We start from the raw sequence: 8,642 nt of genomic DNA, 5'->3' as shown, positions 1-8,642 counted from the left end.
GGAGCTGGCCACCCTGCGCGACGCCGAAGCCGCCCGCAGCGCCGCCGCCGTGGCGCAACTGGGGGGGCTGCAAAGCGCCATGGCCGAGCAGCTGGCCACGCTGGGCACCGCGCTGGAGGCGCCCTTGGGCCGACTCTTGCACACCGTGGCCGAAGTGCCCCAGGCCGCGGCCGAGGTCATGGGCCGCCTGCGCGAAGAATGCACCCGGTTCACCGAACGCGACAACCGGGTGCTGCAGGAGCGCACCGAGCTGCTGGCCCAGGTGCAGGACGTGCTGGCCGCGGTGCGCCAGTCGGCCGATGAACAGCGCCAGTCGGTGGCCACCCTGGCCACGGCTTCGCAGACCGCCGTGGCCCAGACCGGCGAACGCTGGAGCGGGCTGCTCGACCGGCAAGCCGGCGCCCTCGGCGAGGCCAGCACCCAGGTGCAGGCCAGCGCCCTCGAACTGGCCAGCCTGGGCGAGGCCTTTCAGCACGGCATGCAGCTGTTCCAGGCCAGCAACGCCGAACTGGTCACCGGCCTGCAGCGCGTGGAAACGGCGCTGGCTCAGTCCCTGGCCCGCAGCGACGAGCAACTGGCCTACTACGTGGCCCAGGCGCGCGAGGTCATCGACCTCAGCATCGCCTCGCAGCAAGGCATTCTGGACGATCTGCGGCGCCTGCGTCGGGCCGAAGGGGGGGCGCCGTGATCGATCGCCACGGGCACGACGAGGGGGTCGAGTTCGACGCGCCGGTGTGGACCGTGTTCGGCGACCTCATGGCCGGCCTGTTGGGGGCCTTCGTGCTGATCCTGGTGGGTGTGCTGGTTGTCCAGATGGACCTCATGGCGAGCCTGGCGTCCGAGGTGCAGAAGCGCCGGGAGGCGGAGCAACGCCGCGTCGCGCTGGAAAAGGCCCTGGCCATCCCCCTTGAAACCGGCCGTGTGACGCTGGCCAACGGCCGCATCGGCATCAGCGGCAGCGTGTTGTTCCCGCTCAACTCCGACCAGTTGCACCCCGAGGGGCGGCAGCTCCTGCGCAGCTTGGTGCCGCCGTTGCAGGTCTACCTGCGCGAGCGCCAGGAAATGCTGATGGTCAGCGGTTTCACCGACGACCGCCCGGTGCTCGACAGCAACCGCCGTTTCGCCGACAACCTGGAACTCTCGGCCCAGCGCGCCCTGACGGTGACGCGTGCCCTGATTGACGAGGGCATGGCCCCGGCCCAGGTGTTCGCCGCCGCCTTCGGGGCCGAGCAGCCGGTGGCGTCCAACGCCGGCGAGACCGGCCGGGCCTTGAACCGGCGGGTGGAGATGGCGCCCGTGCCCCGGGGGGCACCGCCACCGCAGCTCGGCCATGAGTGAGTCCCTGGCCACCGACGCGTGGCGGCAGCGTTGCCGCGAGGCCCTGCTGCGGCGCGCCCAAGGTGCGCCGGCTGCGGTGCAAGCCCGGCTGCAGGCGCGTGTCCAGCAAGGCTGGCCTGGCCGGCGCGATCTGGTCGATGGGGCCATGGCGCCCATGGCGGCCCAGCCGCCCACCGGTGCCACGCCCCCGGGTTTGACCGCGTTGCGGGCGCTGAACGCCGGTTTGCGCCCGTCGCACCACGCGGCGGACGTACCCGTTCCTGGGGGTGCCGCTGCCCTGCCCGAGATGAAAAACCTGGCCGGCTTCCGTCGGGCCTGGTCCCAGGCGGCGGCCGAGCTGCAGGTGTCGCAGGCCCTGGCGCGTGCGCCCGAGCAGGCGGGCCCCTTGAACTCGCACCGGCTGGTGCTGCACACCCTGGAGCAGATGCGCGCCCTGTCACCGGTCTACCTCAGCCGCTACCTGGCCCAGTTGGAGGCACTGTTGTGGCTGGAGCAGCTGCAGTGGCCGGCGGCCCAGGGGGGGGGCCAGGGCAAGCCTGCCCGGCGCGCCCGTTCGCGCGCTTGAGGCCGGGCAGCGGGACGGCCGTTCAGGCCTGGCCCAGGTTGGCGGGTGTCAGTGCGGCACGCCGAGTTGGTCGAGTGCGTCGCCTACCAATTCCAGGCGCCACAGGGGATGGTCCAGTGCCAGCAGGTGGTGTTTGGCCTCGGCGGGCAGCGGCAGCAGCTCGGCCCAGCGGTGGGCCAGCCAGCCGGCGTCCTGCCACTGGGGCCCATCGGCGGGCAGCGCCGGCAACAGGCCGGGTTGTTCGGCGCGCAGGCGCTCGTGCAGGTGGCGCAGGGCCGTGGCCATGCCCGCCAGTTCCGGGGGCACCGGCGCAGGCGCGTCGGCGGGCAAGGTTTCGATGTCGGCCATCCACAGACCATGGGCCAGTTTTTCGCTGCGCACCACCCGAAAGCGTTCGCCGCCTTCACAGGCAATCTGCAGCAGGCCGGGTTGCGGTTGCTGTAGCGTCGTGATGCGCGCCAGTGTGCCCACCGGCAGGAAGGACTCGCGCACAAACCCCTCGCCGCCTTGCGGGTCGCGCTGCTGCACCTCGTGGCCTTGCTGCAAGGTCACCACTCCGAAGGGGCTGCCCTCCCGGTGACAGCGTTGCACCATGTCGAGGTAGCGCACCTCGAAGATCTGCAGCGGCAGAAAACCGCCGGGGAACAACACCGTGCCCAGTGGAAACAGCGGGATGTGCATGGTTCCCTCCGGGCCGGGTGGTTCAGGCCACCGCGTCGGCGCTCTGGCGCTGCAGCATGGCCAGCACGTTGGCCACGGTGCCGCGCAGCTCGCGCCGGTCGCAAATGAAGTCCACCGCGCCTTTTTGCTGCAGGAACTCGGCGCGCTGGAAGCCCTCGGGCAGCTTCACCCGCACGGTGTTTTCGATCACGCGCGGGCCGGCAAAGCCGATCAGGGCCTTGGGTTCGGCGATCACCACGTCGCCCACGAAGGCGAAACCGGCCGACACGCCGCCCATGGTCGGGTCGGTCAGCACGCTGATGTAGGGCAGGCCCTTCTTGGCCAAGCGGGTGAGGGCGGCGTTGGTCTTGGCCATCTGCATCAGGCTCAGCAGGCCTTCCTGCATGCGCGCGCCGCCGGTGGCGGTGAAGCACAGGAAGGGCACCTTCTGTTCGATGGCGTTTTCCACGCCGCGCACAAAACGCTCGCCCACCACCGAGCCCATGGAGCCGCCCATGAAGTCGAACTCGAAACACGCCACCACCACCGGCAGGGTGTGCACCGCCCCGCCCATGACGACCAACGCATCGGTCTCGCCGGTGGCTTCCAGCGCTTCTTTCAGGCGCTCGGGGTATTTGCGGCTGTCCTTGAACTTGAGCGCATCGACCGGGATGACCTCCTGGCCGATCTCGTAGCGGCCTTCGGCGTCGAGGAATGCGTTGAGCCGCGCCCGCGCCCCGATGCGGTGGTGGTGCGAGCAGTGCGGGCAGACGTTCTGGTTCTTTTCCAGGTCGGTCTTGTAGAGCACCGCTTCGCAGCTCGGGCACTTGATCCACAGCCCCTCGGGGATGCTGCGGCGCTCGGCCGGGTCGGTGTGGGTGATCTTGGGGGGCAACAGTTTTTCGAGCCAGGACATGGTTTCTCCTTGCTGGTCACAGGGAGCGCCGCCCACCGGGTGGGGTGGGGCGCTCGCGAATGGGCGACATTATGCGCGCAAGCCGTCCAGCGCCTGGCGGATGCCGGCGAGGAAGGCGCCCGCCACCGGGGCGACGTTCTCGCGGGTTTCGTGCTCGATCAGCTGGATGATCTTGGTGCCGATGACCACCGCGTCGGCGCTGCGGCCCACGGCACAGGCGGTGGCCGCGTCGCGGATGCCAAAGCCCACGCCCACCGGGGTGTTCACGTGCCGGCGGATGCGCGGCAGCATGGCCTCCACCGCATCGGTGTCCAGGTGGCCGGCGCCGGTCACGCCCTTGAGCGACACGTAGTACACGTAGCCGCTGGCCACGCGGCCCACCTGGGCCATGCGCTCGTCGGTGCTGGTGGGGGCCAGCAGGAAGATCAGGTCCAGCCCGTGCTGCTTCAAAGCGGCGGCAAAGGCCTCGCATTCCTCGGGCGGGTAGTCCACGATCAGCACGCCGTCCACGCCGGCCGCGGCCGCGTCGCGCGCGAAGCTGCCGGCGCCGTGCTTGAGTTCGTAGCGTTCCACCGGGTTGGCGTAACCCATCAGCACCACCGGGGTGCGCTCGTCCTGCTGGCGGAAGGCGCGCACCATGGCCAGCACCTGGGCCATGCCCACGCCAAAGGTCAGCGCCTTTTCACCGGCCTTCTGGATCACCGGGCCGTCGGCCATGGGGTCGGAGAATGGCACGCCGAGTTCGATGATGTCCGAACCCGCCGCCACCATGGCGTGCATCAGCTCGGGCGTCACGTCGGCGTAGGGGAAGCCGGCGGTCACGTAGGGGATCAGCGCCTTGCGGCCTTGGGCTTGCAGGGCCTGGAGGGTGTGGGCAATGCGGCTCATGGCGTCAGGCTTTCATCAGGGTCACGGGCTGCTCGGCGCCGCCCTTGACGGACTGGCCACGGCAGCTGGGGCGGCAATAAAAATCGGCTTGCGACAGGTCGGCCACGGTGCCGATGTCCTTGTCGCCCCGGCCCGACAGGTTGACCAGGATGGACTGGTCCGGCCGCATGGTCTTGGCCAGCTTCAAAGCATGGGCCACCGCGTGGCTGGATTCCAGCGCGGGGATGATGCCCTCGGTGCGGCACAGGTAATGGAAGGCCTCCAGCGCCTCGGTGTCGGTGATGCCCACGTACTCGGCCCGGCCGATGTCCTTCAGCCAGGCGTGTTCGGGGCCCACGCCGGGGTAGTCCAGCCCGGCGCTGATGCTGTGGGTTTCGGTGATTTGGCCGTTGTCGTCCTGCAGGATGTAGGTGCGGTTGCCGTGCAGCACGCCGGGCTGGCCCAGTTGCAGCGAGGCGGAGTGCTTGTTCGTGTCCATGCCTTCGCCCGCGGCTTCCACGCCGATCAGGCGCGTGCCTTCGAACGGGATGTAGGGGTAGAAAATGCCCATGGCGTTGCTGCCGCCGCCCACGCAGGCCACCACCGCGTCGGGTTGCTGGCCGGCCAGGTGCAGGCTGTCCAGCATGTCGGGCATCTGTTTCAGGCATTCCTCGCCGATCACGCTCTGGAAGTCGCGCACCATCATGGGGTAGGGGTGCGGGCCGGCCACGGTGCCGATGATGTAGAAGGTGTTTTCCACGTTCGTCACCCAGTCGCGCATGGCCTCGTTCAGCGCATCTTTCAACGTCTTGCAGCCCGATTCGACCGGTACCACGGTGGCGCCCAGCAGCTTCATGCGGTAGACGTTGGGGCTTTGGCGTTTCACGTCCTCGGCACCCATGTAGACCACGCATTCCAGCCCGTAGCGGGCGCAGATGGTGGCGGTGGCCACGCCGTGCTGGCCGGCGCCGGTTTCGGCGATCACGCGCGGTTTGCCCATGCGCTTGGCCAGCATGGCCTGGCCGATCACGTTGTTGATCTTGTGCGCGCCGGTGTGGTTCAGGTCTTCGCGTTTGAGGAAAATCTGTGCGCCACCCATTTCGCGGCTGGTGCGCGCGGCGTGGTAAATGGGGCTGGGACGTCCAACAAAATGGGCCAATTCGTATTTGAACTCTGCCAAAAAGCCGGGGTCGTGCTGATATTTCGCGTAGGCCTCGCGCAGTTCGGCAATGGCGTGGGTCAGCGTCTCGCTGATGAAGCTGCCGCCGTAGGGGCCGAAATGGCCCTGGGCATCGGGTTGGTGGTATTCGAACATGGTTCGGCTTTCAAAGAGGGTGGGGCGGTGGAGGCCAGCGCCCGCTGGGGAGGTGGTTTGCGCCAGCGGCGCGGGTCTGGGGGCCGTGACGGCGGCGGGGTGCGCGGGGGAGGGCGTTCAGTCTGCAGCGGGTTCGGCATCAGCCCGGCGCACAGCGGCCACGAAGCGGTCGATCAGGTCCGGGCTCTTGATGCCTTTGGCGCTTTCCACGCCCGAACTCACGTCAACCGCCCAGGGGCGCACCAAGCGCACGCCATCGGTCGCATTTGCAGGTGTGAGCCCACCAGACAAAACGAGGCGAGCGCTGGCGTTTAGTTGCGGGTGTGACCACGGGAAGGCTGTCCAGTCGAAAGCGTGTCCACCACCGCCGTAGCCTTGGACCTGGGCGTCCAGCAGCAAGGCCTGGGCGTGGCTGAAATCTGCTGCGTATTTTAGGAGATCAAATCCCCGCGCGCCATCGCCCAGGGGCACGCGGGCGGCGCGCACATAGGGGCGGCCCTGGGCCAGGGCCTCGCACTGGGCCGGGGTTTCGTCGCCGTGGAACTGCAGCAGGGCGTGGGGCACGGCTTGCAGACCGGCCTGCACCTCGGCGGCGCTGGCGTTGACGAACAGCAGCACCGGGGTGACGAAGGGCGGCAGCTCGCGCGCCAGCTCGCCGGCCCGTTCGGGCGTGACGGCGCGCGGGCTGGGCGGGTAGAGCACGAAGCCGATGGCGTCGGCGCCGGCCTGGACGGCGTGGCGCACGTCGGCTTCGCGGGTCAGGCCGCAGATCTTGATGCGGGTGCGTTTCATGTGCCAGGCAGCCAGTCGTAAGGGGGGGCGTGGTCGGGCAGGCCCCAATCGGCGGCGTACACCGGCCCCAAAAAATACAGCCCGTCCGGCGCGAAGGTGGGGGCGGCGACCTCGCGGCTGCGGGCGTCGCGCACCTGCGCCATCCACTCGGGCGGGCGCAGGCCCTGGCCCACCATCAGCAGGCAGCCCATGATGTTGCGGATCATGTGGTGCAGGAAGGCATTGCCTTCGAAGTCGAAGCGCCAGTAGGCGCCACGCCGTGCGATGCGGATGGCGCGCAACTCCTTCACCGGCGACAGGGCCTGGCACTGCGCCGCCCGGAAAGACGTGAAGTCGTGTTCGCCAACGAGGTGTTGCGCCGCGGCTTCCATGGCCGCGCGGTCGAGTGGGCGGAACACCCAGCCGACGCGCCCGGTCTCCAGGCTGGGCCGCACCGGCGATTCGAGCACCACGTAGGCGTAGCGGCGCGCCACGGCGGCGGCGCGCGAATGAAAGGCGTCGGGCACTGGCTGGGCCCATTGCACCGCGATGTCGGCGGGCAGGTAGCGGTTGGTGCCGCGCACCCAGGCGTTGGCCGGGCGCTGCACCTCGGTGTCGAAGTGGGCCACCTGCATCAGGCCGTGCACGCCGGCGTCGGTGCGGCCGGCGCAGACGGTGGCGATGGCGGGCACGTCGGCGAACTGCGCCAAAGCTGCTTCCAGCCGGTCTTGCACCGTCAGGCCGCTGGGTTGGCTTTGCCAGCCCTGGTAGCCTGTGCCCAGGTAGCTGATGCCGAGCGCGATCCTCAAACCGGTCGGGCCATGGTTCAGGCCAGTTGCGCCAGGAAGGCGCGGGCGCGGGCCTGCAGGTCGCCGCTGGCCTCGGCTTCCACCTCTTCGGCCAGGGATCGGGCGCCGTCGGTGTCGCCGATGGCCTCGAATTCGCGCGCCAGCGAGAGCTTGGTTTCCAGCGGGTCGGCGCTGCCGCCTTCGTCTACCTCCAGGCTGGACAGGTCGTCGAAGTCGGCCAACGGGTTGTCGCTGGCCGGGGCTGCCGCGTCGGGGCGGTCCAGCTCCAGGTCGAGGTCCAGCGACAGGTCGCGCACGTCGGCAGGGAGTTCGCTGGCCGGCGCCGCAACCGGTGCCTCGCTCACGTCGAAGTCGAAGCCCAGGTCGTCGGTGGCGCGGGGGGCGGGCGCCTCGGTGTTCACCGGGGTGGGCGCCGGTCCGGGGTCCACAGCGGTCAGGTCCAGGTCGAAGCTCGGCACTTCGTCGGCCGCTGGCGTGGCTTCGGGCGTGCCCGCTGCGGTGGCGTCGGTCAGGTCCAGGTCGAAGTCCAGTGCCGCCTCGGGGGCCGCGGCCGGTGTTGGGGTGGTCAGATCGAAGTCGAAATCGATGCCACCGTCCGCCGGCGGTTCGGCCTCGACCGGCGTGGGGGCCGGGGTGTCGGCGGTCGGCGCCATGACCGGCAGGTCGAGGGCCGGGAGCGGTTCGGGCGCGGTGTCGGGGGTGTCGAAGGCGAGGTCGACGGTCGCCGCGGCCGTGGCCGGGTCTGCGGGGGGCAGCGGTTCGGTGGAAGGCGCCGGGCCGTGCAGGTACAAGGGGTTCTCGGGGTCGAGCGTCAGACCGGTGTCGCGCGCCTGGGCCCATTCGGGGCCTTCGCCGAAGGTCAGGTCGTACAGGGCCTGGGCGCCTTCGTTGTAGGCCGCGACGTCGTTGCGCTGGGCATAAATTTCCAGCAGCTTGGCCCGCACTGGCAGCCGGTCGGGGTGGAGGCGCAAGGCTTCCACCAGAATTTCCTCGGCCTGCTTGTCGCGGCCGTAAGCCAGGTAGACGTCGGCCTCGGCCACCGGGTCGACATCGCCGCCGGCGTCCAGTTGGCTCGGGGAATACATCATGGACGACACCGGCGCGTCTTCGCTGGTGTCCACCGATTGCCCTTCGGCCCCGACGTAGCTGGAGTCCTCGGCGTCGGCCTGGGGTGGGGGCTCGGAGGCCTTGCGCCGACGCAGACGCACCAGGGCCAGCACCCCGAGGAGGGCGGCCAAGCCACCGGCCGCCGGCACGGCGAGCGGGTGGGCCATCAGATCGTTCAGGAAACCCAGGGGCGAGGCCGCTGCCGGTGCGGGCGGAGACGGCGCCACCGGGGGGGGCGGTGCGGCGGGCGCTGGCGGCGGGGCGGGGGCTGGTTCGGGGGCCGGGGGGGGTGCG

Annotated in this window: 9 protein-coding genes and 1 pseudogene; 3 read left to right on the top strand and 7 right to left on the bottom strand. The window is 70.1% G+C overall.

The annotated features are described in order from the left end of the window. The 3 genes and pseudogenes from CON77_RS11920 to CON77_RS11910 all read left to right on the top strand — a co-directional run. A pseudogene (locus CON77_RS11920) lies at window positions 1-688 on the top strand (DUF802 domain-containing protein); the annotation flags it as partial. Continuing rightward, a complete protein-coding gene (locus tag CON77_RS11915; RefSeq protein WP_101049424.1) occupies window positions 685-1,338 on the top strand; it encodes an OmpA family protein in 654 nt (217 codons plus the stop codon). The pseudogene CON77_RS11920 and the gene CON77_RS11915, both read left to right, overlap by 4 nt. Beyond that, window positions 1,331-1,903: a DUF2894 domain-containing protein gene (locus CON77_RS11910; RefSeq protein WP_101049422.1), complete on the top strand. Its 573-nt coding sequence runs from the start codon at window positions 1,331-1,333 to the stop codon at window positions 1,901-1,903. Before CON77_RS11915 ends, CON77_RS11910 begins: the two co-directional genes overlap by 8 nt. 48 nt (window positions 1,904-1,951) lie before the next feature. Here the strand turns inward: CON77_RS11910 and CON77_RS11905 are convergent, their stop codons facing one another. The 7 genes from CON77_RS11905 to CON77_RS11875 form a co-directional block, all read right to left on the bottom strand. Beyond that, window positions 1,952-2,584 (bottom strand): LON peptidase substrate-binding domain-containing protein, encoded by a 633-nt coding sequence (locus CON77_RS11905; RefSeq protein WP_101049420.1) that lies wholly within the window; start codon window positions 2,582-2,584, stop codon window positions 1,952-1,954. A gap of 22 nt (window positions 2,585-2,606) precedes the next feature. Next, the gene (gene accD, locus CON77_RS11900; protein ID WP_101049418.1) at window positions 2,607-3,479 is read right to left on the bottom strand and encodes an acetyl-CoA carboxylase, carboxyltransferase subunit beta; all 873 of its coding nucleotides are present in this window, start codon (window positions 3,477-3,479) and stop codon (window positions 2,607-2,609) included. 69 nt (window positions 3,480-3,548) lie between these two features. After that, window positions 3,549-4,367: a tryptophan synthase subunit alpha gene (gene trpA / locus CON77_RS11895; RefSeq protein WP_101049416.1), complete on the bottom strand. Its 819-nt coding sequence runs from the start codon at window positions 4,365-4,367 to the stop codon at window positions 3,549-3,551. Between the two features lie 4 nt (window positions 4,368-4,371). Then, window positions 4,372-5,661, bottom strand: a complete 1,290-nt coding sequence (gene trpB, locus CON77_RS11890) for a tryptophan synthase subunit beta (RefSeq protein WP_101049414.1) — start codon at window positions 5,659-5,661, stop codon at window positions 4,372-4,374. 117 nt (window positions 5,662-5,778) lie between these two features. Then, window positions 5,779-6,453, bottom strand: coding sequence for a phosphoribosylanthranilate isomerase (locus CON77_RS11885; protein WP_101049412.1), 675 nt, complete (start codon window positions 6,451-6,453; stop codon window positions 5,779-5,781). Beyond that, the gene (gene truA, locus CON77_RS11880; protein WP_101049410.1) at window positions 6,450-7,241 is read right to left on the bottom strand and encodes a tRNA pseudouridine(38-40) synthase TruA; all 792 of its coding nucleotides are present in this window, start codon (window positions 7,239-7,241) and stop codon (window positions 6,450-6,452) included. The genes CON77_RS11885 and truA overlap by 4 nt, the downstream gene beginning before the upstream one ends. A 17-nt stretch (window positions 7,242-7,258) precedes the next feature. Next, window positions 7,259-8,515, bottom strand: coding sequence for a FimV/HubP family polar landmark protein (locus CON77_RS11875; RefSeq protein WP_101049408.1), 1,257 nt, complete (start codon window positions 8,513-8,515; stop codon window positions 7,259-7,261). Window positions 8,516-8,642 lie beyond the last annotated feature (127 nt).

Origin of the sequence: Macromonas nakdongensis, assembly GCF_002837145.1 — a bacterium.
Lineage (GTDB): Bacteria > Pseudomonadota > Gammaproteobacteria > Burkholderiales > Burkholderiaceae_C > Macromonas_B > Macromonas_B nakdongensis.
The sequence above is the reverse complement of the archived record's forward strand: the minus strand, read 5'-3'. Positions and strand labels throughout refer to the sequence as shown.

Excerpts from the sequence above, each read along its gene's own strand:
- CON77_RS11910 (WP_101049422.1), top strand. The coding sequence starts at position 1,331 with ATGAGTGAGTCCCTGGCCACCGACGCGTGGCGGCAGCGTTGCCGCGAG.
- CON77_RS11905 (WP_101049420.1), bottom strand. The coding sequence starts at position 2,584 with ATGCACATCCCGCTGTTTCCACTGGGCACGGTGTTGTTCCCCGGCGGT.
- accD (WP_101049418.1), bottom strand. The coding sequence starts at position 3,479 with ATGTCCTGGCTCGAAAAACTGTTGCCCCCCAAGATCACCCACACCGAC.
- trpA (WP_101049416.1), bottom strand. The coding sequence starts at position 4,367 with ATGAGCCGCATTGCCCACACCCTCCAGGCCCTGCAAGCCCAAGGCCGC.
- trpB (WP_101049414.1), bottom strand. The coding sequence starts at position 5,661 with ATGTTCGAATACCACCAACCCGATGCCCAGGGCCATTTCGGCCCCTAC.
- CON77_RS11885 (WP_101049412.1), bottom strand. The coding sequence starts at position 6,453 with ATGAAACGCACCCGCATCAAGATCTGCGGCCTGACCCGCGAAGCCGAC.
- CON77_RS11875 (WP_101049408.1), bottom strand. The coding sequence starts at position 8,515 with ATGGCCCACCCGCTCGCCGTGCCGGCGGCCGGTGGCTTGGCCGCCCTC.